Here is a 26,687-nt window from a genome sequence, read left to right as displayed (position 1 = left end):
GTCTGGTATGGGCCGAAATTTCTTGGCGAATTTAGAACGAATGTACCCGGAATCGCATCAACTTACTGCGCCTGCCTTCCCTCATACGATCACACCACGCGCAATGAAGTTCGGCTGTCCTCCTCGGCATGCCGCCCTCGCAAGACACCGCTAGCCGTCGCCACAGCCAGACATGCAAACGGCCTCGGGTACTCTCCGAGGCCGTTTCTTGATCATCTCAGCCAAAATGACCTTGTGAGACGGTTAGGTCATGTCGCGTGGCACGCCACACGGGGCATGCCCCCGCGCGCGCCTCAGCCGCACTTGCTGTGCCCGCAGGAGGTGCAGGTCATGCAGCCCTCGATCATCGCCAGGGTGTATTGGCCGCAGCTCGGGCAGGCCTTGCCGCGGTTCTGGCTGGTGCCGCCTGCGCCGGTGTCCAGGCCCACCACGTTGGCCGCCGGGTCAGTCTTCAGGCCCAGGCCCTCGCTTTCCATGAAGCCGGTGGCGATCAGGTGCGTTTCGATCACGCCGCCGATGGCCGCCAGGATCGAGGGGATGTACTTACCCTTGATCCAGGCACCGCCGCGCGGATCGAAGACCGCCTTCAGTTCCTCCACCACGAAGGAGACGTCGCCGCCGCGCCGGAACACCGCCGAGATCATCCGCGTCAGCGCCACGGTCCAGGCGTAATGCTCCATGTTCTTGGAGTTGATGAAGACCTCGAAGGGACGACGGTGGCCGCCGATCACCACGTCGTTGATGGTGATGTAGATGGCATGTTCGCTGTCGGGCCATTTCAGCTTGTAGGTATTGCCTTCGAGCGTCTGCGGGCGGTCCAGAGGTTCGGCCATGTAGACGACCTCGCCGCCCTCCTCGGGCATCTCCGGCTTGGCCTCTTCCTTCTTGTCCTCGACCGACAGGACGGAACCGGTGACGTCGTTCGGACGGTAGGTGGTGCAGCCCTTGCAGCCCGTTTCATAGGCCTGCATGTAGACATCCTTGAACGCCTCGAAATCGATGTCCTCGGGGCAGTTGATGGTCTTGGAAATGGAGGAGTCGACCCATTTCTGCGCCGCTGCCTGCATCTTCACGTGATCGGCCGGGGCCAGGGTCTGGGCGTTGACGAAGTAGTCCGGCAGCGGTGCGTCGCCCTTCACGTCCTTCCACATCTGCACGGCGTAATCGACGACCTTCTCCTCGGTGCGCGAGCCGTCCTTTTGCAGGACCTTGCGGGTGTATTCATAGGCGAAGACCGGCTCGATGCCGGAGCTGACGTTGCCCGCGTAGAGGCTGATCGTGCCCGTGGGCGCGATGGAGGTCAGCAGGGCGTTGCGGATGCCATGCTCTGCCACGGCGGCGCGCACGTCCTCGTCCATGGCCTGCATGGTGCCCGACGCCAGGTACTTGTCGCGGTCGAAAAGCGGGAAGGCGCCCTTTTCCTTCGCCAGGTCGACGGAGGCCAGGTAGGCGGAGCGGGCGATCTGGCGCAGCCATTCCTCGGTCTGGGCGGCGGCCTCGTCGCTGCCGTAGCGCTGACCGACCATCAGCAGGGCGTCGGCCAGGCCGGTGACGCCCAGGCCGATGCGGCGCTTGGCCTCGGCCTCGCGCGCCTGGGCCTCCAACGGGAAGCCCGAGGCATCGACAGTGTTGTCCATCATCCGCACGGCGGTCCGCACCAGGCGATCTAGTTCGGCGGGGTCCAGCTTCGCCTCCTCCTGGAAGGGCTGGGCCACCAGTCGCGCCAGGTTGATCGATCCCAGCAGGCAGGCACCGTAGGGCGGCAAGGGCTGTTCGCCGCAGGGATTGGTGGCGGCAATCGTCTCGCAATAGGCCAGGTTGTTGGCCTGGTTGATGCGGTCGATGAAGATCACGCCGGGCTCGGCGTAATCATAGGTCGCCTGCATGATCTTGTTCCACAGCTCGCGCGCCGGAAGGGTCTGGTAGACCTTGCCGTCGAAGACCAGCTCCCAGGGGCCGTCGGCCTTCACCGCCTCCATGAAGGGATCGGTGACCAGCACGGACATGTTGAACATGCGCAGGCGGGCCGGGTCGCTTTTCGCCTCGATGAACTTCTCCACGTCGGGGTGGTCACAGCGCATGGTGGCCATCATCGCGCCGCGGCGCGAGCCGGCGGACATGATGGTGCGGCACATGGCATCCCAGACATCCATGAACGACAGCGGGCCGGAGGCATCCGCCGCCACGCCCTTCACATCCGCGCCGCGCGGCCGAATGGTCGAGAAATCGTAACCGATGCCACCGCCCTGCTGCATGGTCAGCGCGGCTTCCTTCAGCATGTCGAAGATGCCGGCCATGCTGTCAGGCACGGTGCCCATGACGAAGCAGTTGAACAGCGTCACCTTGCGCTCGGTGCCGGCGCCGGCGGTGATCCGGCCGGCGGGCAGGAACTTGAAATCCTCCAGCGCGCCATAGAAGACCTCTTCCCAGTGATCCGCGTCCTGTTCCACCGTCGCCAGCGAACGGGCGATGCGGCGCCAGCTGTCTTCGACGCTGCGGTCCACGGGGCTGCCGTCAGCCTCCTTGAACCGGTATTTCATGTCCCAGACTTGTTCGGCGATCGGGGCGGCAAAGCGGCTCATCGGGATCCCTTTCAGGGTGGCAGTGGTCGAGCGAAAGGATTACATATTCGACCCGCTGGCGGCCAGCCTCCAGCAGCGGAGACTTGCGCGCCCGGTCGGGCGAGCTACCTTCCTAGTCGTGACGCAACGCGGCTGCAATCAGGAATGGCGGCAGAACGAACACCACATCTTGTATTCTGTTGCGTTGCCGCCACCATAATTCGCGAGCCCTGCTCCGTCAAAGAAACTGAAACAGGTTGCCCATGCCCGTCCATCTGATCAAGCTCTCCGTCGGCACCGACTCGGTCGAGGATCTGGCCGCCTGGCAGGCCGTGCGGATCGAGCAGACCGGCCAGGCCCCGCGCCACGTCACCCGCATGTGGCCCAAGCGCGAGGCGGAACTCCTCGACGGCGGGTCCATCTACTGGGTGATCAAGGGACAGATCCAGGCGCGGCAAAATGTGGTCGCGCTGGAGGAAGTGGACCGCGGTGACGGCATCCGCCGCTGCGCCATCGTGCTGGACCCGACGATCTACCGCGTGGCGCCCAGCCAGCGGCGCCCCTTCCAGGGCTGGCGCTACCTGAAGCGGGAGGATGCCCCCCGTGACCTGTCCGCCGCCCGCGAGAGCGACGACAGCCTGCCGCCCGAACTGGACGCGGCCCTGGCGGAAATCGGCGTGATCTGATCCCATCTCCGCGCCCTGCACGCACCAGCAGACGTCTAACGAGAACGGCCCGCGCATCGCGCGGGCCGTTTCGTTTGCCATGGCAGCGCCCGGACGGGCGCCCCTCCGGGTCAGAAGGCGGTGTCGATCGCGTCGACCAGGGTGTTCGCACGCGGGTCGAACGCCCCTGCGGCGATGCTGTTCTGCGGCACGACCGGCCCAGACTTGTTGCCCATGGGCAGCGTGATGCCGAACTTCCAGACGTCGTAGCCACCATCGGTGCCCATCATGTCAAGCTCGCTGCTGTTGTATTCCAGGCTGGCGCTGAGCGGGAAGTTGATCGCCGAGGTCAGGTCATACGCCACGCCCAAGCCGATCAGGTTGACGTCCACCGTCTCGGCGCTGCCGATGGCCGCACCGCTGAAGAAGGTGAACTCGTTGTAGGCGTAGGCGGCGCCGACCTTGAGCATGTCCAGATCGTATTCGGTGCCCGACACGTCCAGCCGGCTGCGGGCGATACCGCCACCGACCATCAGGTCGCTGGAGGCCAGGTAGGTGCCGCTGACACCCCAGTCGGTCACATCCGCACCGGAGGCGAGATCGGGATCGGTCTCGCTCTGGCCGATGTAGCCGGAGACGTCATAGGGGCCTGCGGCATAACCGCCGATGACACCATAGGACGTCAGGGAGGCATCGCCGTAGTCCAGCTCGAGCAGGGAATGCTCGACGTAGACCCCGGCATAGAGGCCGCTGCCGAAATCGTAGGTGGGCGTCAGACTGAAGTTGCTCAGGATGACGTCGGTGCCGGCATCCTCGATGTCGGGCATTGCCAGGCTGAGCGACACGCCCAGGTCCACGGGGCCACCGAAGGAGAACGTGCCGCCCATGTCCATGGTGAATCCGTCGATGTCCGGGCCACCGCTCAGGGCACCCTTCGCGTCGCCCCAAGCGTACCCCAGGGTCATGGCGCCGTCGAAGGTGATCTGAGCGGCCGCTGCAGTTGCCATGCCGGACATCAGCGCGCCGATCGCGGCACTTTTCAGGAGAACGTTCATCTCGAAACCTCTTATCTAAATCTGCCTGCCTGGCGCCGGGGAGGGGAGCAGCGGCGCCTCTTTCACATATGCTACGCCTCTTGCGGGCGGACCGCAGACCGCAACGCGCCTGTTGGCGCAACCGGATCCGGGGTCGTGGCAGAAAGGGCACGAAACACCCCCTGAACAGGGGTCACTGGCGAATTTCCGCCTCAAGGCCCTCAAGACAAACAGGAATCCGCCGACGTCAACTCGGGGTAAAATCGGCAGGTCTTCGCTCGCCTGGGCATGAAACGGGGCTTGAGCACCGGGCAGGGCGAGCCCGAGCGGGATCGCAGGCCCCTGCCCTGCTCCCCATGCCCGTTCGGGTCAGCAGGCCGCCCGTTTGCGGCGTCCTCCGCCCGAAACGCAAAATGGCCCGCGCACTGCGCGGGCCATTTCCTCATCGCGCCAAGACGCGAAAAGCTGTCGCGGGTCGACCTCAGAAGGCGGTGACCAGCGCGTCGGAGATGGTGTTCGCCGACTGGTTGAAGGCCGAGCCTGCAACGCTGTTGAGCGGTGCGGAAGCGGTGCCCTTGTTGCCGAACGGCAGGGTCACGCCGAAGCGCCACACGTCGATATCACCCAGCATGTCCGCGTCGGTCTCGGCGTATTCGATGCTCGCGATGACGGGGATCGGGGTGAACTCGGAAGCGTCGTAGCTGGCGCCGAGGCCCCAGGTGTCGACGTCCATGCCTTCGAAGTCGCCCCAGTTGGCGCCAGCGAAAACAGTGACGTTGTTGCCGAAGTCGTAGGCGGCGCCCAGCTTCCACACGTCCAGGTCCAGGTCTTCGCCAGCGAAGTCGACCTCGGTGCGGGCAAAGCCGCCGGCCACGGCCAGGGTTTCACCCATGGCGTAGGTGGCATTCAGGCCCCAATCGGTGGTGTCGTCGTCCAGGCCGTCGATGTCGGTTTCGCCGTAGAAGGCGCCGAAGGTGACACCGGCGAAGGCGTATTCGCCGTTCAGGCCGTAGGAGAACATGTCGACGTCTTCGCCGATGTTCAGCTCTGCCTTCTCGAAGTACAGGCCAGCGGTCAGACCGTTGGAGAAGTTGTACTTCGGCGCGATGCTGGCGCGGTCCATGTGCACGTCGAAGGGCACATCGTCCGCGTCAACGCGGTTCATCGACAGGCCCAGGTCCAGCTCAAAGCCGGAGTTGAACGCGATGTTGGCGTCGAAATCGGTGGTCAGGTTGGTGCCGTCGGTGTCACCATCGATGTCGGCGTAGCCGAGGTTCACTGCGCCGGTGTAGGCGACCTGCGCGGAGGCAGTGCCTGCCACGCCAGCCAGCAGAGCGGCCAGGGCGACGGTATGCTTGAATGCGGTCATGATCGTAGTCCTAAGTATGAGAGTGCCGCAGGAAGGCCGAACCGAGGGAGGGTTGACCGACACAACCTGCGTCGGGGCCGCTTGTGCGCCATGCCATCGAGGAGTTCGAGTAACGAAAAACTGAACTGCGATGTTCAGCAAAATTCGTGGCAAATTGGCAACACGGAAACCGAAACACGCGATCCTCACCGATTTTCACGCCTACGTCATAAAACTAGGCACATGCGCCCCGCCGGCGGGATTTCCCTGGTCGAAAAAGACAACGGGCGCCCGAAGGCGCCCGCGTGAAAATGGTCTGATGTGGTTGCGCGCTGCCGCCAGACGGCCCTCAGTCCAGGTCGAGACGTCGAATCAACTGCGCCATCGCGGCCCGGTCCTCTTCCGCCATCGGCGCGGTGCGCGAGCGGAAAAGGGTCGCCTGGCTCTTCAGGACCAGGCCGTCCCCGAGAATCTTCAGGTGGTTCGCGCGCAGGGTCTCCCCGGTGGAGGTGATGTCGGCCACCGCCTCGGCGGTTTCGTTCTTCACCGTGCCCTCGGTGGCGCCCTGGCTGTCGACCAGCTGGTAATCCGCCACGCCGTGCGACTTCATGAAATCGCGGATAAGGCGGTGGTACTTTGTCGCGATCCGCAGGCGGAATCCGTGGCGACGGCGGAAGACGGCGGCCGCCTCATCGAGGTCATCCAGCGTTTCCACGTCAACCCAGAGCTGCGGCACGGCGATGATCAGATCCGCATGGCCGAAGCCCAGCTCGGCCAGTTCCTCGACCCGCTGCTCCCACTGGCCCAGCTTCTCGCGCACCAGGTCGGTGCCCGTGACGCCCAGGTGGATGCGGCCCGCGTTCAGCTCGCGCGGGATCTCCCCCGCCGACAGCAGGACCAGTTCCACCCCGTCGATACCCTCGACCTTGCCAGCGTATTCGCGATCGCCCCCGGCCCGGCCCAGGGTGATGCCCCGGCTACCGAACCAGTCGAAGGTCTTTTCCATCAGCCGCCCCTTGGACGGCACACCCAGCTTCAGGCTCATGCCGCGTCCTCCAGTTCGACCATCAGGCCCGGGCGCAGAATGCCGCCCACGGCCGGGATGCCCTCGGGTTTGCCCGCGCCACGGCCCAACTCGCGGGTCAGCGCGTCATAGCGTCCGCCCGAGGCGATGGCCGGCAGGTCCGGGCGCCCCGCCACGACGAAGCCGAAGACGAAACCGTCGTAGTATTCCATGTGGGTCCGGCCATAGCTGGCCTCGAACTCCAGTGCCTCCACGTTGACCCCGTGGCGGTCGAGCGCGGCGGCGCGCCGTTTCAGCCGATCGACGGCATCCGAGATGGCCGGCAGGTCGACCGCAATGTCGCGCAGGTGTTCCAGCGCATTGGGCAGCGTCTCCCGCACCTGCAGGATACCCTCGATCAGCTCGATCTCTGCGGCGGGAATCGGCGTTTCCGCCGCATCGGCGCGCAGGGCCTCCAGCCGGCTTTCGATCTCCGCCCGATCACGCAGGCCGATCTCGGGGCCCGCCTCGGCGAAGGGATCGGACTTTTCCAGCAGGGCCAGACGGCTGGGCGGGAACGGCGTGCGACCGGCGAAGCGGTCCAGCAGCTGCTTGAACCGGGCCGGACGCCACAGGTGGCGGCGCAGCGCGCGCTTGCGCGCGCCCGAGGTCGACAGCCCTTCGACCGCCGCCCGCAGGATGCCGATGTCGCCGGTGGTGGCGCGCAGGCCGACCTTCTCACGCAGTGGCTCCACCGCGTCGCGCATCCGGGCGAAAACCTCCGCATCGGCGGCCTCGGTGTCGGAGCCATCGAATATCTCGAAACCGACCTGCAGGTATTCGTTGGCCCGCGCCTCGTCCTCTTCCTGGCGGCGGAAAACCTCGCCGGAATAGGTGTAGCGCGCGGGTTCGGCGCCACCGGCCATATGCATCTGCACCACGGGCACGGTGAAGTCGGGGCGCAGCATCTGTTCGCCGCGAAGCGCGTCGGAGGTCGTGTAGGCCCGCGCGCGCAGGTCCTCGCCGTAAAGATCCAGCAGCGCCTCGGCCGAGAGCAGCACGGGCGCCTCGACCACGGCGGCGCCGGCGGTCTCGAACCCCGCGCGCAGGTCTGCGGCACGCGCCTTCACCCGGGCGCGATCAGGGGGGCAATAGGCCATCAGGCGGTCCCTTCGGCGTCACCGGCATCGGCGTAGAGGGCCAGGATCTCGGCGATCTTCGCCACCATCTCGGCGCGGGGCACCTCGAACTGGCTGGGGCGTTCCTTCCACTCTTCCAGGGTCGCGTTCTCGGCAATCTTGGCGCCCAGGATCAGGTCCTTGATCTGCACCACGCCGCGCGCCTTCTCGTCCTCGCCCTCGATAACGGCGACCGGAGAGTTGCGCTTGTCCGCATATTTCAGCTGGTTGCCGAAGTTCTTCGGGTTGCCGAGGTAGACCTCGGCCCGGATGCCCGCCTGGCGCAGCTCCGCGACGATGGCCTGGTAGTCGGCCATGCGGGTCTTGTCCATAACGGTGACCACGACGGGCCCCTGCGGCGTCCCGCCCAGTCGACCCTTGGCGTGCAGAGCGGCCAGCAGGCGATCGACGCCGATCGAGATGCCGGTCGCCGGCACTTCCTGGCCGGTGAAGCGTTTCACCAGACCGTCGTAGCGCCCACCACCCGAGACGGAGCCGAACTGCCGCTTGCGGCCCTTCTCGTCCAGGATCTCGAAGGTCAGCTCGGCCTCGAAGACCGGGCCGGTGTAGTAGCCGAGGCCACGCACGACCGAGGGGTCGATGACGATACGGTCGGCGCCATAGCCCTGCGCCTCGACCAGGCCAGCGATCTCGGCCAGTTCATCGACACCTTCCGCGCCCACGGCGCTTTCGCCCACGGCGGCGCGCAGGTTGTCCAGCGTCTCGGCCACGGTTGCACCCTTGGAGGTCAGGAAGGCGATCACCGGCTCGGCCTGCGCGTCATCAAGGCCCACGCCGTCGATATAGGCGCCCGACGCATCCAGGCGACCCTTGCCGAGCAGCTGGCGCACGCCCTCCTCGCCGACCTTGTCGAACTTGTCGATGGTGCGCAGAACGTCAGCGGCCTGGCCCTCATCGGTGACGCCCATGGCCTCCAGCACGCCGTTCAGCACCTTCCGGTTGTTCACCCGGATGATGTAGTCCCCGCGCGGGATCCCCACCTCCTCCAGGCAGTCGGCCAGCATGGCGCAGATCTCGGCATCCGCCGCGACGGAGGCAGAGCCCACGGTGTCCGCATCGCACTGGTAGAACTGGCGGAAGCGGCCGGGCCCGGGTTTTTCGTTGCGCCAGACGGGCCCCATGGCAAAGCGCCGGTAGGGGGTCGGCAGGTCGTTGCGGTGCTGCGCATAGACCCGCGCCAGCGGCGCCGTCAGGTCATAGCGCAGGGCCAGCCAGTCGCCCTGATCCTTCTCGTCGAACTCCTGCCAGGCGAAGACACCCTCGTTCGGGCGGTCCACGTCGGGCAGGAACTTGCCCAGGGCCTCGACGGTTTCCACGGCCGAGCTTTCCAGCGCCTCGAAGCCGTAACGATGGTAGACGGCGGCAATCTTTGCCAGCATTTCCGTCCGTTCCGTCACCTCTGTCCCGAAGTAGTCACGGAACCCCTTCGGGGTCTCCGCCTTGGGACGCGGGGTCTTCTTCACCTTGGCCATCGTTTTCCCTCGCGGTCTATCGCGTGCGGGGCATAGCCCATGGGCGGGGACGGGGCAAGCAGGGGTGGCCCGCGCGGACCGCCGAGTTTCCCGTAGAACCTGACTATGGACGTGCTAGAGTCACAGGCCCCGGCCTCCTCGCCGGGCAGTGTTTACCGGTTTCGGAGGATAATGAATGACGGCCCTGGAAGAGAAGATCGCGCACCTGACCCGGGCGGTCGACGATATGTCCGACACGATCACGCGGCAACAGGGAGAGATCATGATGCTGACCCGCCGGGTCCAGCTTCTGATGGAACGCGAGGCCGAGCGCGAGGCCAATGCCGCCGGCGGCCTGTTCATCGGTGACGAACGCCCCCCGCACTACTGACGCCCCGGACTGCGACGACCCCAGCCCGCAAAGCAGATCGCAGGGACCGGGCCCAACCCGGCCCCCGCGCCGTCAGACCTCTTCGACCGCCAGCACCCCCGGCAGCGACTTGATCGCCCCCTTGATCTGGGGCGTCACCGCGAACTCGGCATGGGCGTCGACCTCCACCTCGCCGGGCAGGGCCGGATCCATCAGACAGAACAGGATCGGCCCCTTGGTCACCCCGCGCACCGTTTCCACGGATCCCTGCAGCACCGTGGCGACCGAGGGGATCGCCTCCGTCCCCTCGATGAAGATCTTCAGCCCCACGGCGCCGGCATCCGTCACCACGCCATCCATCGGCGCGATGGAGCGCGCCAGCAGCTTCAGCTGGTCGGCTTCGACGTTGGCCTCCACCTGGATCACCACCTTCGACCCGTTTTCGAGGAAGTCGCGCGACTTCTCCAGCGTCTCGGAGAAGATTGTGACTTCGTAGGCGCCTGTCGGGTCGCTCAGCTGGGCAAAGGCGAACCGGTTGCCGCGGGCCGACTTCCGCTCCTGCCGGCCGGTGACGATGCCCGCCAGCTTGGCGATCACCGGCTGATCCATGGCCAGCTTGTGCACCTCGTCCAGCGTCTTCACCTGCTTGCGCTTCAGCGCGCCCATGTAGTCGTCCAGCGGATGGCCGGACAGGTAGAACCCGATGGCCTTGAACTCTTCCGCCAGCCGTTCCGCGGGCATCCAGTCGTTGACCGGCGCCAGGCGCGGTTCGGGCAGGTCGTCCCCCGCATCGCCGAACAGCGACACCTGGTTGGAGCTTTTCTGTTCCCAGAAGGCGGCCGAATAGGCCATCAGCGGCTCCAGGCTCTCGAAGATCCGGCGGCGGTTGCGGTCCAGCTCATCGAAAGCACCGGCGCGGGCCAGCATTTCCAACGGCCGCTTGCCGACCTTCTTCAGCTCGACCCGGCGGGCGAAATCGAAGACCGTGGCAAAGGGTTTCTCGCCGCCACCTTCCTGCATCCGGCCCAGTTCGACCAGCTTCATCGCCTCGACACCGACGTTCTTCAGCGCCCCCAGGCCATAGACCAGCGCGCCGTCCACCACCTTGAACATGGCGTCCGAGCGGTTCACGCAGGGCGGCACGTAGGGCAGTTCGAGCCCCTTCTTCACCTCCTGGAAATAGATGGTCAGCTTATCCGTCAGATGGATATCGCAGTTCATGACCCCGGCCATGAACTCCACCGGGTGGTTGGCCTTCAGCCAGGCGGTGTAATAGCTGACCACCGCATAGGCGGCGGCGTGGGATTTGTTGAAGCCGTAGTTGGCGAATTTCTCCAGAAGGTCGAAGACCTCGGTCGCCTTCTTCTTGTCCACCCCGTTCTTGGCGGCCCCCGCCTCGAACTTGGGACGTTCGGCGTCCATCGCCTCCTTGATCTTCTTGCCCATGGCGCGGCGCAGCAGGTCGGCGCCCCCCAGCGAGTAGCCCGCCATTTCCTGGGCGATCTGCATCACCTGTTCCTGGTAGACGATGATGCCCTGGGTTTCCGCCAGGATATGGTCGATCGACTCGTGGACCGAGGTGATCTCGCGCTGGCCGTTCTTCACCTCGCAATAGACGGGGATGTTTTCCATCGGACCGGGACGGTAGAGCGCCACCAGCGCCACGATGTCCTCGATGCAGGTGGGTTTCATCTGCTTCAGCGCGTCCATCATGCCGGTGGATTCCACCTGGAACACGGCCACCGTCTTGGCGCGGGCGTAAAGCTTGTAGGTTTTCTCGTCGTCCAGCGGGATCAGGTTGATCTGGTTCTCGCCGCCCGGCGTGGGTTCATACAGCTGGGTGCCATCGGCGGCGATATGCAGGTCGCGGCCAGAGCGGTGGATCTGCTGAATGGCGTTCTGGATCACGGTCAGGGTCTTCAGACCCAGGAAGTCGAACTTCACCAGACCGGCCTGTTCGACCCATTTCATGTTGAACTGCGTGGCCGGCATGTCCGACCGCGGATCCTGGTAGAGCGGCACCAGCTCATCCGTGGGCCGGTCGGCGATGACCACACCTGCGGCGTGGGTGGAGGCGTTCCGCAGAAGCCCCTCGACCTGCTGGCCGTAGGTCAGCAGGCGGTTCACCACCTCCTCGTTGCGGGCCTCTTCGGCCAGGCGCGGTTCGTCCCGCAGCGCCTGTTCGATGGAAACGGGTTTCACCCCTTCCACCGGGATCAGTTTCGACAGCCGGTCGACCTGCCCGTAGGGCAGCTGCAGAACCCGACCGACGTCGCGCACCGCGGCCTTCGACAGCAGCGCACCGAAGGTGATGATCTGCCCCACCTTGTCGCGGCCGTATTTCTCCTGCACGTAGCGGATCACCTCTTCGCGACGGTCCATGCAGAAGTCGATGTCGAAGTCGGGCATCGACACACGTTCCGGGTTCAGGAAGCGTTCGAACAGCAGGCTGTAGCGCAGCGGATCAAGGTCGGTGATGGTCAGCGCATAGGCCACCAGCGAGCCGGCGCCCGAGCCCCGCCCCGGCCCCACCGGAATGTCGTGGTCCTTGGCCCACTTGATGAAATCGGCAACGATCAGGAAGTAGCCGGGGAAGCCCATCCCCTCGATGATGCCCAGCTCGAAATCCAGCCGCTTCTGGTATTCCTCGACCGGCACTGCATGGGGGATCACCTCCAGCCGGTTCTTCAGGCCCTCGTTGGCCTGACGGCGCAGTTCCTCCACCTCGTCGTCCGCGAACTTCGGCAGGATCGGGTCGCGGCGGTAGGCCATGAAGGCACAGCGGCGGGCGATCTCGACAGTGTTCTCGATCGCCTCGGGCAGATCGGCGAACAGCGTCGCCATCTCCTGCGGCGACTTGAAGTAGTGCTGCGGCGTCAGCCGGCGGCGCGGCTCCGCCTGATCGACATAGGCGCCCTCGGCGATACAGATCAGCGCATCATGCGCCTCGTACATGTCCGTGGTGGGGAAGTAGACGTCGTTGGTGGCGACCAGCGGCAGGTCCATGGCATAGGCCATTTCGACGAAGCCGCGCTCGGTCATCTGCTCGGCCTGCGGCAGGCCGCCGTCCTCGGGGTGACGCTGCAGCTCGACGTAAAGACGGTCGGGGAAGGCCCGCGCAAAGCGATCCATCATCGCCTGCGCCTCGGGGCGGTGCCCGGTCTGCAACAGCGCCCCCACGGGGCCGTCGGGGCCGCCGGTCAGGCAGATCAGGCCGTCGGAGTGTTGCTCCAGTTCCGCCAGGGAGACGGTGGGCAGCGCCCCGTGCTTGTCGACGTAGAGGCACGAGTTCAGCTTCATGATGTTCTCGTAGCCGCGTTCGTTCTGCGCCAGCAGGACGACCGGGCCCGGGGGCTGCGCCCGTTCCCCCGGCTGCGGTTCGTGCCAGGCGACGGAGACCTGGCAGCCGATGATCGGCTGCACCCCCTGCCCGCTGGCGGTCACGGAAAATTCCAGCGCCGCGAAGCAGTTGTTGGTATCCGTCACGGCGACGGCGGGCATTTCCATCTTCTGGCACAGGCCCGGCAGCTTCTTCAGCCGCACGGCCCCTTCCAGCAGGGAATATTCGGTATGGACGCGGAGGTGGATGAATCGGGGATCGCTCATCCCCCAGTTCTAGGCGCGGCGGACGGGGCCAACAAGAGCCGTGCTTGCCCCATGCGCCCCGGCCCGCCATAGTTGCCGGGCAGCCAACCGGAGGCCCCCGATGGACGAGACCCGAGACCTCTCCCTGCGCCGCGACATCGCCGCCCCGCCGGGCGCGATCTGGCGCTGCTGGACGGAACCGCACCTGCTGTGCCAATGGTTCGCGCCGGCGCCGGTGGAAACGGTCGAAGCGGTGATCGAGGCCCGCGCCGGGGGGAGGTTCTTCACCCGGATGCGCCTGCCAGAGGGCGAGGAGGTCGCCTCCGAAGGCTGCGTGCTGGCCGCCGCGTCCGGGCAGATGCTGGCCTTCACCGATGCGCTCGGCGCCGGGTTCCGGCCCACGGCAGAGGGGTTCATGACGGCCATCATCTCCCTCGCGCAGATCGACGGCGGCACGCGCTATTCCGCCACCGTGCTGCATGCCACGCCCGACGCCCGCCAGCGCCATCTGGACATGGGATTTCACGAGGGCTGGGGTGCCGCGACGGACCAGCTTGCCACCCTGGCGGCAAAGATCAAGACCTAGGCAGCCGCCCGAAAAAGCAGCAGTATACAGGCGGTAATTGCTTGCCAAGCCGCGCCATCGCCGCTTTTCTGGGCTGCAACACGGGGAACGCCGCCACTCCTACGCCGCATCGGAGAGGCACGAACGGCGCAACGGTAGTGCGGCGGTGATGACCAATATGACACTCTCCTTTCACCTGAACGGAGACCGGGTGGACCTGACAGGGGCCGAGCCCACGATGACGCTGCTTGACTGGCTGCGCATCGAGCGCGGCCTGACAGGCACCAAGGAAGGTTGCAACGAAGGCGATTGCGGCGCCTGTACCGTCATGGTGACGGATGAAAGCGGGCCGCGTGCGCTGAATGCCTGCATCCTGTTCCTGCCGCAGTTGCAGGGCAAGGCCGTAACCACGGTCGAAGGGCTGGCGCCGCCCTCGGGCGGGCTGCATCCCGTGCAGCAGGCGATGGTGGATCACCACGGCTCGCAATGCGGTTTCTGCACCCCGGGCTTCACGGTTTCCATGGCCACGGCACAGCTGACCGGCGAGACCGATCACGACCTGACCCTGGCCGGCAACCTCTGCCGCTGCACCGGCTATGCACCGATCATCCGCGCGGCGGAGGAGACGGCGGCGAAACCCGCGCCCGCCCACCTGCCGACGACCTTCAAGATGCCGGTGGACGCCCCCGGCCCCGCCTTCCAGCCCGAGACGGCCGACCAACTGGCCGCCTGGTACGTCGATCACCCAGAGGCGACCCTGGTCGCGGGCGCCACGGACCTGGGCCTGCATGTCACCAAGCTGATGCGCGACCTGGGCGAGGTCGCCTTCCTCAACCGCTGTGCGGACCTGAAGGGCGTGACGGTCAGCGAGGACGAGATCCGCATCGGCGCCATGGTCACCTGGGCCGAGCTTCTGCCCGAGATCGCGCCCTACCATCCGGGTCTCGCCGCCATGCTGCGCCGCTTTGCCTCCGTCCAGGTGCGCAATGCCGCGACCGTGGGCGGCAATATCGCCAACGGCTCCCCCATCGGGGACGGCCCGCCCGCGCTGATCGCGCTGGACGCCACGCTGCACCTGCGCCGGGGCGACACCCGGCGTGCGATCCCGCTGGAGGAGTTCTTCCTCGACTACGGCAAGCAGGACCGTGCCGAGGGCGAGTTCGTCGAGGCCGTGACGATCCCACGTCAGCCCGACCGGCTGGCCTGCTACAAGCTGTCGAAACGGTTCGACCAGGACATCTCCGCCGTCTGCGGCTGCTTCAGCATCACGGTGGAGGACGAGATCGTCACCGCCGCACGCATCGCCTTCGGCGGCATGGCCGGCATCCCGAAACGCGCCCGCAACGTCGAATCCGCCCTGCTGGGCAAACCCTGGACCCAGGACACGCTGGCGGCCATCGCCGGGGAATGGGCGGCGGATTTCACCCCAATGTCCGACATGCGCGCCTCGGCCCGCTACCGGCTGACCGCGGCCCGCAACATGCTGACCCGCTACTTGCTGGCCGACCTGGGCCAGAGCGTTGACGTGCTGGAGATCGAGGCATGACCGAACAAGTGCGCAAGCCCCTGCCCCATGATTCCGGCCCGCTGCATGTCACGGGCCGCGCCCGCTACATCGACGACATCCCGCTGCCGGCGAACACGCTGCACCTGGCCTTCGGCACCTCCGCCGTGGCGCGCGGCCAGATCACCGCGATCGACCTCGACGCGGTGCGCGCCGCGCCGGGCGTGGTCGCCGTCTACGAGGCCGCCGACCTGCCCTTCGCCAACGACGTGGCCTCGGCCCCCGTCCATGACGAGCCGCTGCTGTCGACCGGTCGCGTGAACTACGTGGGCCAGCCGATCTTCCTCGTCGCCGCCACCTCGCACCACGCCGCGCGCCATGCCGCGGCGCGCGCCAAGGTGGAGATCGCGGAAGAGGCACCGATCCTGACCGTGGAAGAGGCGCTGGAGGCCGAGAGCTACATCGAATACCCGCCGCTGGTCTGGTCCAAGGGCGATGCCGAGGCCGCGATCAAATCCGCCCCCCGCATCATCGAGGGCCGGATCGAGATGGGAGGGCAGGAGCATTTCTACCTCGAAGGCCAGGCGGCCCTTGCCCTGCCGCAGGAAAACGGCGACGTGATCGTCAACTCCTCGACCCAGCACCCGACCGAGATCCAGCACAAGGTGGCCGAGGCCATCGGGCGCCCGATGCATGCCGTGCGCGTCGAAAGCCGCCGCATGGGCGGGGGCTTCGGCGGGAAGGAAAGCCAGGGCAACGCGCTGGCCGTGGCCTGCGCCGTCGTGGCCAGCCTCACGGGGCGGCCCGCCAAGATGCGCTACGACCGCGACGACGACATGCAGATCACCGGCAAGCGCCATGATTTCCGCATCGACTACACCGTCGGCGTCGATGACACGGGCCGTATCCTGGGCGTCGATTTCCGCCAGTACACCCGCGCCGGCTGGTCCCAGGATCTGACCCTGGCCGTGGCCGACCGCGCCATGCTGCACGCCGACAACGCCTACCTGCTGCCGCACGCCCGGATCGAAAGCCACCGGCTGCGCACCAACATGTGTTCCGCCACTGCCTATCGCGGCTTCGGCGGCCCGCAGGGCGTGGTCGGTATCGAGCGCGTCATCGACCATATCGCCCATGACCTGCGGCTCGACCCGGTCGAGGTGCGGCGGGTGAACTACTATGCCGACCGTCCGCTGGATGCGGCGCCGTCCGCAGGGGGCGCTGCCCCCCGGCCTGCGGCCGCCCCCCGGGATACTTCCGACCAGGAAATGGATGTGGCCTCGCGCGGGGCAGCAGGCGCCTTCCCCGTGGAGGGCACCCCCGAAGCCGCAACCGAAGGGCAGACCACGCCCTATGGCATGAAGGTGGAGGATTTCGTCCTGCACCGGCTGACCGCAAAGCTGCTGGAGAGCTCCGACTACCCCGCGCGCAAGGCGGCGATCGAGGCCTGGAACGCAAACAATCCGGTGCTGAAGAAGGGGCTGGGGTTCAGCCCGGTGAAATTCGGTATCTCCTTCACCCTGAGCCACCTGAACCAGGCCGGCGCGCTGGTGCATGTCTACCAGGACGGGTCGGTGCACCTGAACCACGGCGGCACGGAAATGGGCCAGGGCCTGTTCCAGAAGGTGGCCCAGGTGGCCGCCTCGCGCTTCGGCATCGGGATGGAAGACGTGCGCATCACCGCCACCGACACGGCCAAGGTGCCCAACACCTCGGCCACGGCGGCCTCGTCGGGCTCCGACCTGAACGGCATGGCGGTGAAGGCCGCCTGCGACACGATCCGCGACCGCATCGCCGCCGTGGTGGCCGAGCTGCATCAGGTGGCCGTCGAGGAAGTGAGCTTTGCCGACGGCATGGTCCACGCGGGCGGCAACGAGATGCCCTTCGCCAAGGCGGCGCAGCTGACCTACGAGGCGCAGGTCAGCCTCTCGGCCACCGGGTTCTACAAGACACCGGAGCTGAACTGGGACCGCATCAAGGGCGCCGGGCGGCCATTCTTCTACTTCGCCCATGGCGCCGCGCTGACCGAAGTGGTCGTCGACACGCTGACCGGCGAATACCGCATCCTGCGCACCGACATCCTGCATGACGCGGGCGCCTCGCTGAACCCGGCGCTGGACATCGGCCAGGTGGAAGGCGGCTACGTGCAGGGCGCGGGCTGGCTGACCACCGAGGAACTGGTCTGGGACGGCAAGGGGCGGCTGCGCACGCATGCGCCCTCGACCTACAAGATCCCTGCCTGTTCCGACCGGCCCCGTGTCTTCAACGTGGCGCTCTGGGATGAGCCGAACCCGGCGGCCACCATCTATCGCTCGAAGGCCGTGGGCGAGCCGCCCTTCATGCTGGGCATCTCGGCCCTGCTGGCCCTGTCGGACGCGGTGGCGGCCTGTGGGACCACCTATCCCTGCCTCGATGCGCCGGCCACGCCGGAACGGGTGCTGGATGCCATCGACAGGGTGAAGAATGCTTGACCGCGCGGCCCTCGCGCGCGCTTTGGCGCAGGTTCCCCGGGTGGTGCGGGTCGTCGTCGCGGACACCCGCGGCTCGGTCCCGCGCGAGGTAGGGGCGGCGATGATCGTCGGCCCCGCGGGCCTTCTGGACGGCACCATCGGCGGCGGCACGCTGGAACATGAGGCGATCCGGCGGGCGCAAGGCCTGAACGCGGACCAGCTGGACCGGCGCGCACTTGGGCCCGACCTGGGGCAGTGCTGCGGCGGGGCTGTCACCCTGCTTTACGAGGTCTGGGATGCCAAGCGGCTGGAGGATCTGGAGGGCGACCTGCATGCCCGCCCCCTGCCCGGCAGCACGCCCGGGATGCCCTTTGCCGTCAAGCGCCTGCTGGCCGAGGCCCGCGCCCAAGGCACGCCCCCCGAGGCACAGATGCGCGAGGGCTGGATGATCGAGCCGCTGGCGCGCGCCGCCCGCCCGATCTGGGTCTGGGGCGCCGGTCACGTGGGCCGCGCCATTGTCGCCACGCTGGCCCCACTGCCGGGGATCGAGGTGACCTGGGTAGATACCGCGCGCGACCGCTTCCCCGAGCATATCCCCGAGGACGTGACCATGTTGCCCGCCGCCGATCCGGCGCGTCTGGTGCCCCATGCGCCTGTCACGGCCGAACATCTGATCCTGACCTATTCCCATGCGCTGGACCTGGCGCTATGCGATGCCCTGCTGCGTCGGGGCTTCGCCGCCTGCGGGCTGATCGGCTCGGCCAGCAAATGGGCCCGGTTCCGCAAACGCCTGGCCGCCCTTGGACATGAGCCTGCCCGGATTGCGGGCATTTCCTGTCCAATTGGTCAACCTTCCTTCGGGAAGCACCCGCAGGAGATTGCGGTCGGCGTGGCCGCCGAGATACTGGGACGCACGGCGCGACAAGACGCCAAGAGGGGGAGAACCGCGTGACGGGGACGCTGTTGAAAATCGTGGGCCTGACAAAGGCCTACCCGGGGGTGGTCGCCAATGACGACGTGTCCTTCAACATCCAGGAGGGCGAGGTGCACGCCTTGCTGGGGGAGAATGGCGCGGGCAAGTCGACCCTGGTGAAGATGATCTATGGCCTGGTGAAGCCCGACAGTGGCGATATGGCCTTCAAGGGCACCGCCTACGAGCCGTCCGAGCCGCAGGAAGCGCGGGCGCGCGGCGTGGCCATGGTGTTCCAGCACTTCAGCCTCTTCGACGCGCTGAACGTGGCCGAGAACGTGGCGCTTGGCATGGCCGAGCCGCCGAAGACCCGGGAATTGGCCGAGCGCATCCGCACCGTCTCGGAACAATACGGGCTGCCGCTGGACCCCTGGCGCCTGGTCGGCGACCTGTCGGCCGGGGAACGTCAGCGGGTTGAGATCATCCGCTGCCTGCTGCAGGACCCGAAACTGCTTATCATGGACGAGCCGACCAGCGTGCTGACCCCGCAGGAGGTGGAGATCCTGTTCGCCACCCTGCGCAAGCTAAAGTCCGAGGGGACCTCGATCCTCTACATCTCGCACAAGCTGGAAGAGATCCGCGCGCTGTGTGACGAGGCGACGATCCTGCGACTGGGCAAGAAGGTGGGCACCTGCACCCCGCGCGAGGTGACGGCGGCGCAGATGGCCGAGATGATGGTGGGCAGCGAGCTGCACCGCCCCGAACGAGAGCCGACGACGCCGGGCGATGTGCGTCTGGCGCTGAAGGACCTGTCGGTCGCCTCCCCCAGCCAGTTCGGCACCTCGCTGAAGAACATCACGCTGGAGGTGCGCGCGGGCGAGGTCCTGGGCCTCGCCGGTGTCGCCGGCAACGGGCAGGACGAACTGCTGGCCGCGCTGTCGGGCGAGATCACCAGCGCGCCCGGCATGGTGGTGCTGGACGGGACCGAGATCGGTGCCCGGGGCCCCGCGCCCCGCCGCCGCATGGGCCTGCTGACGGGTCCAGAGGAACGGCTGGGCCACGCCGCCGCCCCCAACATGAGCCTGACCGAAAACGCCCTGCTGACCGGGGCGGAACGTGAGGGGCTGATGTCCAACGGCTTCCTCAAGTGGGGCAAGGCGAAAAGTTTTGCCGAGGCGATCATCGAGCGTTTCGACGTGCGCACACCGGGGACCGAGACCGTGGCGCGTGCCCTGTCGGGCGGCAACCTGCAGAAATTCGTCATCGGCCGCGAGGTGATGCAGCGCCCCGAGGTGCTGGTCGTGAACCAGCCCACCTGGGGCGTCGATGCCGCCGCCGCTGCCACCATCCGCCAGGCGATCCTCGATCTGGCCGCCGGCGGCACGGCCGTCATCGTCATCTCCCAGGACCTGGATGAGCTGATGGAGGTCTCCGACAACTTCGCCGCCCTCAACGAGGGCCGCCTGTCGGAGATCAAGCCGGCCAAGGGGCTGAGCATGGAAGAGATCGGCCTGATGATGGGCGGCGCTCACGGGATGGAGGTGGCCCATGCCTGATCGCCAGGCTTTCGGCCGCCTGTCCCTGTCGGGCCGTCGCATGAGTATTTGGAACGAGATGAAGGGGATGGGCCGCGCGCCCGCCCGCGGGGGGAGCCGCGCATGATCTTCCTGGAAAAGAGGCCGCAGCCCTCCAAGACGCTGTCCTACATCACGCCCGTTCTCGCTGTGCTGATCACCATGGTCGCCGGCGGGCTACTGTTTGCCATCCTGGGCAAGGACCCGGTGGCGGCGATCCGCATCATCTTCTGGGATCCGCTGTTTGGCGAGTTCGCCTTCTACTACCGTCCGCAGCTTCTGGTGAAGGGCGGGCCGCTGATCCTGATCGCGCTTGGCCTGTCGCTGGGGTTCAAGGCGGGAATCTGGAACATCGGCGCCGAGGGACAGTACATCATGGGCGCCATCGCGGGCGCCGGTGTCGCGCTGGCACTCTACCCGCTGGAAGCCTGGTGGATCTTCCCGCTGATGATCCTCGCGGGCGCCCTTGGCGGTTGGGCCTGGGCGATGATTCCGGCGCTTCTGAAGGTGAAGTTCGGCACCAACGAGATCCTTGTCTCGCTGATGCTGGTCTACGTGGCCGAGAACTTCCTGTCCGCAATGGCCATCGGCGCGATGAAAAACCCCGAGGGCTTCGGCTTCCCCGGCTCGCGCAACCTGCAACAATACCCTTCGGCCCATAACACCGAGATCATCGCCGGATCGGGCATGCACTGGGGCGTGGCCGCGGCCTTCATCGCCGCCATCCTGGCCTATGTGCTGCTGAACCGGCACCTGCTGGGCTTCCAGATCCGGCTGACCGGCGAGGCGCCGCGCGCCGCGCGGTTCTCCGGCGTGAAACCGGCGCGGCTGGTGCTGTTCTGCATGGGCACCGCCGGCGCGCTGGCGGGCCTTGCGGGCATGTTCGAGGTCGCGGGCCCCGCCGGCCAGATCACCACCGGGTTCAACGTGGGCTACGGGTTCACCGCGATCATCGTAGCCTTCCTGGGGCGCCTGCATCCCATCGGCATCGTGCTGGCGGGTCTGCTGATGGCGCTGACCTACATCGGCGGCGAGGCAGCGCAAAGCGCGCTGCAGCTTCCGGCCGCTGCCATCCAGGTCTTCCAGGGGATGCTGCTGTTCTTCCTGCTGGCCGTCGACGTGCTGACCAACTTCCGTATCCGCATCACCCTGGGGGAGACCGCCTGATGGATTTCTCTGCGATCAATCCCGCCCTGCTCATCGCCTCGCTGATGGTCGCGGCCACCGCCGTAATGATCGCCGCCATCGGCGAGCTGATCACCGAAAAGGCCGGTGTGCTGAACCTCGGTGTCGAAGGGATGATGATCACCGGCGCGGTCTGCGGCTTTGCCGTGGCCGTGGGCACCGGATCGCCCTTCCTCGGCTTCCTGGCGGCGGCGGGCGGCGGGGCCGTGCTGTCCTTCCTCTTTGCCGTGCTGACCCAGTTCGCCTTGGCCAACCAGGTCGCCTCGGGCCTGGCGCTGACGCTGTTCGGGCTGGGGCTGTCGTCGCTGATCGGGCAGAACTACGTGGGCATCCGCCCGCCGCCCACGCCGCGCCTCGACTTCGGCCCGCTCAGCGATCTGCCGGTCGTCGGGCCGATCCTGTTCAACCACGATCCGATGGTCTACGCCGGGCTGATCCTGGTGGCGCTGACCTGGGCCTTCCTGAAATACACCCGCGCCGGGCTGATCCTGAAGGCCGTGGGCGAAAACCACGACGCGGCCCATGCGCTTGGCTACAAGGTGATCCGCATCCGCATCCTGGCGATCCTCTTCGGCGGCGCCTGCGCTGGACTGGGCGGGGCCTACATCAGCCTGATCCGCGTGCCGCAATGGACCGAAGGGATGACCGGCGGCGTGGGCTGGATCGCCCTGGCGCTGGTGGTCTTCGCCAGCTGGAAACCCTGGCGCGTCCTCCTGGGCGCCTACCTCTTCGGGGGCGTCACCGTGCTGCAGCTGAACCTGCAGGCGGCGGGGGTTGCGATTCCCGCAGAATACCTTTCCATGTCCCCGTACCTGATCACCATCGTGGTGCTGGTCCTGATGTCCTTCGACCGCAGCGGGGCGCCTGCCTCCCTCGGTCGCACCTTCCACGCCTCGCAGTGAGGCCTGGCAAAATCGCGCCCCGAAGGGGCCAAACAACCAAGCAATGGGAGATTGTAATGCTTCTGAAAAAACGGAGTTTCCTCGCCGGGGCCGCCACGGCCGCCGCGATGACCGCCCTGTCCACCGGCGCCGCCTTCGCGCAGGACGACGTGACCAAGGTCGGCTTCGTCTACGTCGGCCCGATCAATGACGGCGGCTGGACCCAGCACCACCATGAATCCGCGATGAAGATGGTCGAGGAGATCGGCTCGGACAAGGTCGAGCTGGTCTACCAGGAGAACGTGCCCGAAGGCCCCGACGCCGAACGCGCGATGACCCAGATGGCCCTGAACGGCGCCGACATCATTTTCTCCACCTCCTTCGGCTACATGGACCCGACGGTGAACGTCGCGGCCAAGTTCCCGGACGTGAAGTTCGAGCATGCCACCGGCTACAAGACCGGCGACAACATGGCCGCCTATTCCGCGCGCTTCTACGAAGGTCGCGCCGTGCAGGGCACCATCGCCGGCCACATGACCGAGAGCAACGTGATCGGCTACATCGCTTCCGTGCCGATTCCGGAAGTGGTGCGCGGCATCAACTCCGCCTACCTTCACGCCAAGAAGGTGAACCCGGACGTCGAGTTCAAGATCATCTGGCTCTACACCTGGATGGACCCGGCGAAAGAGGCCGATGCGGCGCGCACCCTGATCGAACAGGGCGCCGACGTGATCCTGCAGCACACCGATTCCACCGCGCCGCTGGCGGCCGCGCAGGAAGCCGGTGGCGTGATCGGCTTCGGCCAGGCGGGTGACATGGCGGAATACGCCCCCTCCCCCCGCGTGTCCTCGATCATCGACAACTGGGCGCCCTACTACATCGAGCGCGTCGAGGCGGTCATGGACGGCACCTGGGAAAGCCACAACGTCTGGGAAGGCATCGACACCGGCATGGTCGGCATCGGCGAGATCACCGAGGTGGTCCCCGAGGACGTGAAGGCCGAAGCGCTGGAGATCAAGGATGCGATCGCCTCGGGCGAGTACCACCCCTTCACCGGCCCGATCAACAAGCAGGACGGCTCCGTCTGGCTGGAAGAGGGCGAAGTGGCCGATGACGGCACCCTGGCCGGCATGATGTTCTACGTCGAAGGCATCGAAGGCTCGGTCCCGCAATAAGCGGCCCCGCCTGACAGACAGCAGCGCCCCGGTGGATCCATCCGCCGGGGCGTTTTCATATCCAGCGCCCGCCCCAAACGCCCCACATACGAAAAGGCGCGCCCGGTTGCCCGCACGCGCCCTGTTCATACGATGGCTGAAAATACTCCCGCCGGAGGCATCGGCCCGGAGGGCCGAAACCCGGGCGCCGCCCTTAGCCGTCCATGCGGATGGTGGCGTTCTTCGGATCGTAGGGGCTGTCCTCCACGATCTCGGCATCCCACAGCTGGTCGAACATCTTCACCTTCAGCTTCTGGCCCACGACCGCCTGCTCCGGTTTGACGTAGCCCATGCCGATGGACTTGCCGAAGGCCACCGAGTAGCCGCCCGAGGTCAGGCGGCCAACCTTGGTGCCGTCCAGATACAGCGCCTCGCGGCCCCAGGGATCGGCATCCTCGGGCCCATCGATCAGCAGGGTGACGCATTTCGAGCGGATGCCCTTGGCCTCCATCGCCGCCTTGCCGAAGAACTCCTTCGAGCTGTCGATGAAGCGCGGCAGGTCAGCCTCGGCCGGGGTCGCGTCGCGGCCCAGCTCGTTGCCGAAGGCGCGATAGCTCTTCTCCTGGCGCAGCCAGTTCTGGGCACGCGCGCCGACCAGCTTCATGTCGAACTCGGCCCCGGCGGCGACCAGCGCATCCCACAGGTGGTTCTGCATCTCGATCGGGTGATGCAGCTCCCAACCCAGCTCGCCGGTATAGGCGACGCGGATAGCGTTCACCGGCACCATGCCCAGTTCGATCTGACGCGCGGACAGCCAGGGGAAGCGCTTGTTGGACAGCGCGGTTTCGGGCTCCGCGTCGCGGATCAGCTTCTTCAGAACGTCGCGGGATTTGGGGCCCGCGATCGCGAAGACGCCCCACTGGGTCGTGACGTCCTGCACGATGACCAGCTTGCCGGTCTCGGCCATGAAATCCTCGGCCGCCTTCAGCAGGTAGTCGCGGTCATAGGCCGCCCAGGCCCCGGCGGAGACGAGGTAGTAATTGTCCTCGCCGTTGCGCACGATGGTGTATTCGGTGCGCGTGGTGCCGGCGGTGGTCAGCGCGTAGGTCAGGTTGATGCGGCCGACCTTGGGCAGCTTGTTGCAGGTGAAACGATCAAGGAACTCGGTCGCGCCATTGCCGGTCACCGTATGCTTGGTGAAGGCGGTGGCGTCGATCAGGCCCACGCCCTCGCGCACGGCCTTGGCCTCCTCCACGGCGTACTGCCACCAGCCGCCACGACGGAAGCTGCGCGAAGCGTGATCGTCGAATCCTTCGGGCGCGTAGTAGTTGGGGCGTTCCCAGCCGTTGACGGAGCCGAACTGCGCGCCGGCGGCCTTCTGGCGGTCATAGGCGGGCGAAGTGCGCAGGGGGCGCGCCGCTTCGCGCTCCTCATCGGGGTGGTGCAGGATGAAGACGTGCTCGTAGGACTCTTCGTTCTTGGCCGCCGCCCAGTCGTTGGTCTGCCAGTCGCCGTAGCGTTTCGGGTCGAGCGACGCCATGTCGATCTCGGCCTCGCCCTCGACCATCATCTGCGCCAGGTAATAGCCGGTGCCGCCCGCGGCGGTGATCCCGAAGGAGAAGCCCTCGGCCAGCCACATGTTGCGCAGCCCCGGCGCCGGGCCGACCAGCGGGTTGCCATCCGGAGTATAGCAGATCGGGCCGTTGAAATCGTCTTTCAGACCAACGGTTTCGGAAGATGGCAGACGATGGATCATCGACATGTACTCTTCCTCGATCCGCTCCAGATCCAGCGGGAACAGGTCGGCGCGGAAGCTGTCGGGCACCCCGAAGCGGAAGCGCGACGGCGCGTTCAGCTCATAGGGGCCGAGGATCCAGCCGCCACGTTCCTCGCGCACGTACCACTTGGCGTCGGCATCGCGCAGCACCGGGTGCTCCTCGCCGCCCTGCTTGCGGTATTCGACCAGGGCGGGGTCGGGCTCGGTGACGATGAACTGGTGCTCGACCGGAATCGCAGGCGTCTTGATACCCAACAGGCGCGCGGTGCGCTGCGCGTGGTTGCCGGTGGCGGTGACAACATGCTCGGCGGTGATGACGATTTGCTCCTCGGAGGGTACGAGGTTGCCGCCCTTCTCCACCATCTTGGTGCAGGTCACTTCCCAGGCCTCGCCGGTCCAGTGATAGCCGTCCACCTGCCACTTCCGCTCGATCATCACGCCGCGCTGACGGGCGCCCTTGGCCATGGCCATGGTGACATCGGCGGGGTTGATGTAGCCGTCGGTGGGGTGGAAGATCGCGCCCTTCAGGCCCTCGACATTGACCAGCGGCCAGCGCTCCTTGATCTGCGCCGGGGTCATCCATTCGTAGGGCACGTCGCAGGTTTCGGCGGTGGTGGCATAGACCATGTATTCGTCCATGCGCGCCTGGGTCTGCGCCATGCGCAGGTTGCCCACGACCGAGAAGCCGGCGTTCAGCCCGGTCTCTTCTTCCAGGGTCTTGTAGAAATCGACCGAGTACTTGTGGATGTGGGTGGTGGCATAGCTCATGTTGAAGAGCGGCAGCAGGCCGGCGGCGTGCCAGGTCGAGCCGGAGGTCAGCTCGTCCCGCTCCAGCAGCATCACGTCCTGCCAGCCGGCCTTGGCCAGATGGTAGGCGATGGAAGTGCCGACGGCACCACCGCCGACGACGAGAGCTTTGACGTTGGTTTTCATGATGACCTTTCCCTGAAGCACGGCCTGAACGCTATCTGGCCCAGCTTTAGCAGCACGGGCAGATTCCGAAGGGTCCAGCCGACGCAAAGTCGTCCGAATGCGACCTCGCGTCGATTCCGCTTCGTTTTTCCGCCCCGGGCCCGCCCGGGCCCCGGCGCCATGCGCGGCCGTGCGGATCTCATGAGCCGGATGCATGGTCACAGTTCCCGGGCCTCATAGGCCCACCGATCTGCGGAACAACCGCCGCATCGCGGAAAAAACGTGACGTTGCCGTGCCGAAGAGCGTCCCTTTTGGCCTGTCAACGCGGGGATCGAGCCTATATCAACTCCGGGGAGAAGAATGGCCCTTGCCGAATCCAGCTGGGCCGCAGTTGCAAAGGGAGTGACCGCCGATGAAGGTGCTGGTGCCTGTCAAACGCGTGATCGACTACAACGTGAAGGTTCGCGTGAAAGCGGACGGTTCGGGTGTCGATCTTGCGAATGTGAAGATGTCGATGAACCCGTTCGACGAGATCGCCGTTGAAGAGGCGATCCGGCT

At 66.6% G+C, this 26,687-nt stretch carries 18 protein-coding genes and 1 pseudogene; 11 read left to right on the top strand and 8 right to left on the bottom strand.

Translation table 11 applies throughout. The features are described from left to right. Positions 1-293: 293 nt before the first annotated feature. Positions 294-2,582, bottom strand: coding sequence for an adenosylcobalamin-dependent ribonucleoside-diphosphate reductase (locus LC066_RS04595; RefSeq protein ID WP_224896782.1), 2,289 nt, complete (start codon positions 2,580-2,582; stop codon positions 294-296). Positions 2,583-2,824: 242 nt separating this feature from the next. Here LC066_RS04595 and LC066_RS04590 point away from each other — a divergent pair, with 242 nt between their 5' ends. Next, a complete protein-coding gene (locus tag LC066_RS04590; protein ID WP_224896780.1) occupies positions 2,825-3,247 on the top strand; it encodes a DUF1489 family protein in 423 nt (140 codons plus the stop codon). A gap of 110 nt (positions 3,248-3,357) precedes the next feature. Here LC066_RS04590 and LC066_RS04585 read toward each other — a convergent pair whose 3' ends face one another. The 5 genes from LC066_RS04585 to hisS all read right to left on the bottom strand — a co-directional run bounded on the left by LC066_RS04585 (position 3,358) and on the right by hisS (position 9,282). Further along, complete coding sequence (locus LC066_RS04585) at positions 3,358-4,281, bottom strand: hypothetical protein (RefSeq protein ID WP_224896778.1); 924 nt, start codon at positions 4,279-4,281, stop codon at positions 3,358-3,360. 460 nt (positions 4,282-4,741) lie between these two features. Next, positions 4,742-5,629, bottom strand: a complete 888-nt coding sequence (locus tag LC066_RS04580; RefSeq protein WP_224896776.1) for a porin — start codon at positions 5,627-5,629, stop codon at positions 4,742-4,744. Between the two features lie 328 nt (positions 5,630-5,957). After that, a complete protein-coding gene (gene hisG / locus LC066_RS04575) occupies positions 5,958-6,653 on the bottom strand; it encodes an ATP phosphoribosyltransferase (RefSeq protein WP_085886353.1) in 696 nt (231 codons plus the stop codon). Further along, positions 6,650-7,771 (bottom strand): ATP phosphoribosyltransferase regulatory subunit, encoded by a 1,122-nt coding sequence (locus LC066_RS04570; protein ID WP_224896774.1) that lies wholly within the window; start codon positions 7,769-7,771, stop codon positions 6,650-6,652. The genes hisG and LC066_RS04570 overlap by 4 nt, the downstream gene beginning before the upstream one ends. Further along, positions 7,771-9,282, bottom strand: coding sequence for a histidine--tRNA ligase (hisS, locus tag LC066_RS04565; protein WP_224896772.1), 1,512 nt, complete (start codon positions 9,280-9,282; stop codon positions 7,771-7,773). Before hisS ends, LC066_RS04570 begins: the two co-directional genes overlap by 1 nt. Positions 9,283-9,457: 175 nt before the next feature. Between hisS and LC066_RS04560 the strand changes: the two genes are divergently transcribed. Continuing rightward, positions 9,458-9,652 (top strand): SlyX family protein, encoded by a 195-nt coding sequence (locus LC066_RS04560; protein WP_224896770.1) that lies wholly within the window; start codon positions 9,458-9,460, stop codon positions 9,650-9,652. Positions 9,653-9,724: 72 nt separating this feature from the next. On the opposite strand, the gene dnaE is transcribed toward LC066_RS04560, so the two are convergent. Then, positions 9,725-13,237: a DNA polymerase III subunit alpha gene (gene dnaE, locus LC066_RS04555; RefSeq protein ID WP_224896768.1), complete on the bottom strand. Its 3,513-nt coding sequence runs from the start codon at positions 13,235-13,237 to the stop codon at positions 9,725-9,727. Between the two features lie 100 nt (positions 13,238-13,337). Between dnaE and LC066_RS04550 the strand changes: the two genes are divergently transcribed. The 8 genes from LC066_RS04550 (at position 13,338) to LC066_RS04515 (ending at position 23,460) form a co-directional block, all read left to right on the top strand. Further along, complete coding sequence (locus LC066_RS04550) at positions 13,338-13,802, top strand: SRPBCC family protein (RefSeq protein WP_224896766.1); 465 nt, start codon at positions 13,338-13,340, stop codon at positions 13,800-13,802. 157 nt (positions 13,803-13,959) lie between these two features. Further along, positions 13,960-15,327, top strand: a complete 1,368-nt coding sequence (gene xdhA, locus LC066_RS04545) for a xanthine dehydrogenase small subunit (protein WP_224896835.1) — start codon at positions 13,960-13,962, stop codon at positions 15,325-15,327. Beyond that, positions 15,324-17,756: a xanthine dehydrogenase molybdopterin binding subunit gene (xdhB, locus tag LC066_RS04540; RefSeq protein WP_224896763.1), complete on the top strand. Its 2,433-nt coding sequence runs from the start codon at positions 15,324-15,326 to the stop codon at positions 17,754-17,756. Before xdhA ends, xdhB begins: the two co-directional genes overlap by 4 nt. After that, positions 17,749-18,687: a xanthine dehydrogenase accessory protein XdhC gene (gene xdhC, locus LC066_RS04535; protein ID WP_224896761.1), complete on the top strand. Its 939-nt coding sequence runs from the start codon at positions 17,749-17,751 to the stop codon at positions 18,685-18,687. Before xdhB ends, xdhC begins: the two co-directional genes overlap by 8 nt. Further along, on the top strand, positions 18,684-20,201 hold the full coding sequence (locus tag LC066_RS04530; RefSeq protein ID WP_224896760.1) for an ABC transporter ATP-binding protein: 1,518 nt from the start codon (positions 18,684-18,686) through the stop codon (positions 20,199-20,201). Before xdhC ends, LC066_RS04530 begins: the two co-directional genes overlap by 4 nt. A gap of 102 nt (positions 20,202-20,303) precedes the next feature. Beyond that, positions 20,304-21,386 (top strand): ABC transporter permease, encoded by a 1,083-nt coding sequence (locus tag LC066_RS04525; protein WP_085886361.1) that lies wholly within the window; start codon positions 20,304-20,306, stop codon positions 21,384-21,386. Then, entirely contained in the window at positions 21,386-22,306 is a 921-nt protein-coding gene (locus tag LC066_RS04520) for an ABC transporter permease (protein ID WP_085886362.1), read from the top strand. Before LC066_RS04525 ends, LC066_RS04520 begins: the two co-directional genes overlap by 1 nt. 56 nt (positions 22,307-22,362) lie before the next feature. Continuing rightward, a complete protein-coding gene (locus LC066_RS04515; RefSeq protein WP_222476254.1) occupies positions 22,363-23,460 on the top strand; it encodes a BMP family ABC transporter substrate-binding protein in 1,098 nt (365 codons plus the stop codon). Positions 23,461-23,653: 193 nt separating this feature from the next. On the opposite strand, the gene LC066_RS04510 is transcribed toward LC066_RS04515, so the two are convergent. Continuing rightward, positions 23,654-26,149 carry a GcvT family protein gene (locus LC066_RS04510; protein ID WP_224896758.1) on the bottom strand — a complete coding sequence of 832 codons (2,496 nt, stop codon included), beginning with the start codon at positions 26,147-26,149 and terminating at the stop codon, positions 23,654-23,656. Positions 26,150-26,541: 392 nt separating this feature from the next. Between LC066_RS04510 and LC066_RS04505 the strand changes: the two are divergent. Then, a pseudogene (locus tag LC066_RS04505) lies at positions 26,542-26,687 on the top strand (electron transfer flavoprotein subunit beta/FixA family protein); the annotation flags it as partial.

It is taken from the genome of Pseudooceanicola marinus, assembly GCF_020177265.1.
GTDB classification, from domain to species: Bacteria; Pseudomonadota; Alphaproteobacteria; order Rhodobacterales; family Rhodobacteraceae; genus Pseudooceanicola; species Pseudooceanicola marinus_A.
This window is presented reverse-complemented; position numbering and strand designations above follow the sequence as displayed.

Excerpts from the sequence above, each read along its gene's own strand:
- LC066_RS04550 (WP_224896766.1), top strand. The coding sequence starts at position 13,338 with ATGGACGAGACCCGAGACCTCTCCCTGCGCCGCGACATCGCCGCCCCG.
- hisS (WP_224896772.1), bottom strand. The coding sequence starts at position 9,282 with ATGGCCAAGGTGAAGAAGACCCCGCGTCCCAAGGCGGAGACCCCGAAG.
- LC066_RS04570 (WP_224896774.1), bottom strand. The coding sequence starts at position 7,771 with ATGGCCTATTGCCCCCCTGATCGCGCCCGGGTGAAGGCGCGTGCCGCA.
- LC066_RS04510 (WP_224896758.1), bottom strand. The coding sequence starts at position 26,149 with ATGAAAACCAACGTCAAAGCTCTCGTCGTCGGCGGTGGTGCCGTCGGC.
- hisG (WP_085886353.1), bottom strand. The coding sequence starts at position 6,653 with ATGAGCCTGAAGCTGGGTGTGCCGTCCAAGGGGCGGCTGATGGAAAAG.
- LC066_RS04520 (WP_085886362.1), top strand. The coding sequence starts at position 21,386 with ATGGATTTCTCTGCGATCAATCCCGCCCTGCTCATCGCCTCGCTGATG.
- LC066_RS04525 (WP_085886361.1), top strand. The coding sequence starts at position 20,304 with ATGATCTTCCTGGAAAAGAGGCCGCAGCCCTCCAAGACGCTGTCCTAC.
- dnaE (WP_224896768.1), bottom strand. The coding sequence starts at position 13,237 with ATGAGCGATCCCCGATTCATCCACCTCCGCGTCCATACCGAATATTCC.
- LC066_RS04515 (WP_222476254.1), top strand. The coding sequence starts at position 22,363 with ATGCTTCTGAAAAAACGGAGTTTCCTCGCCGGGGCCGCCACGGCCGCC.
- xdhA (WP_224896835.1), top strand. The coding sequence starts at position 13,960 with ATGACACTCTCCTTTCACCTGAACGGAGACCGGGTGGACCTGACAGGG.
- LC066_RS04595 (WP_224896782.1), bottom strand. The coding sequence starts at position 2,582 with ATGAGCCGCTTTGCCGCCCCGATCGCCGAACAAGTCTGGGACATGAAA.
- LC066_RS04585 (WP_224896778.1), bottom strand. The coding sequence starts at position 4,281 with ATGAACGTTCTCCTGAAAAGTGCCGCGATCGGCGCGCTGATGTCCGGC.
- LC066_RS04580 (WP_224896776.1), bottom strand. The coding sequence starts at position 5,629 with ATGACCGCATTCAAGCATACCGTCGCCCTGGCCGCTCTGCTGGCTGGC.
- xdhC (WP_224896761.1), top strand. The coding sequence starts at position 17,749 with ATGCTTGACCGCGCGGCCCTCGCGCGCGCTTTGGCGCAGGTTCCCCGG.
- xdhB (WP_224896763.1), top strand. The coding sequence starts at position 15,324 with ATGACCGAACAAGTGCGCAAGCCCCTGCCCCATGATTCCGGCCCGCTG.
- LC066_RS04590 (WP_224896780.1), top strand. The coding sequence starts at position 2,825 with ATGCCCGTCCATCTGATCAAGCTCTCCGTCGGCACCGACTCGGTCGAG.
- LC066_RS04560 (WP_224896770.1), top strand. The coding sequence starts at position 9,458 with ATGACGGCCCTGGAAGAGAAGATCGCGCACCTGACCCGGGCGGTCGAC.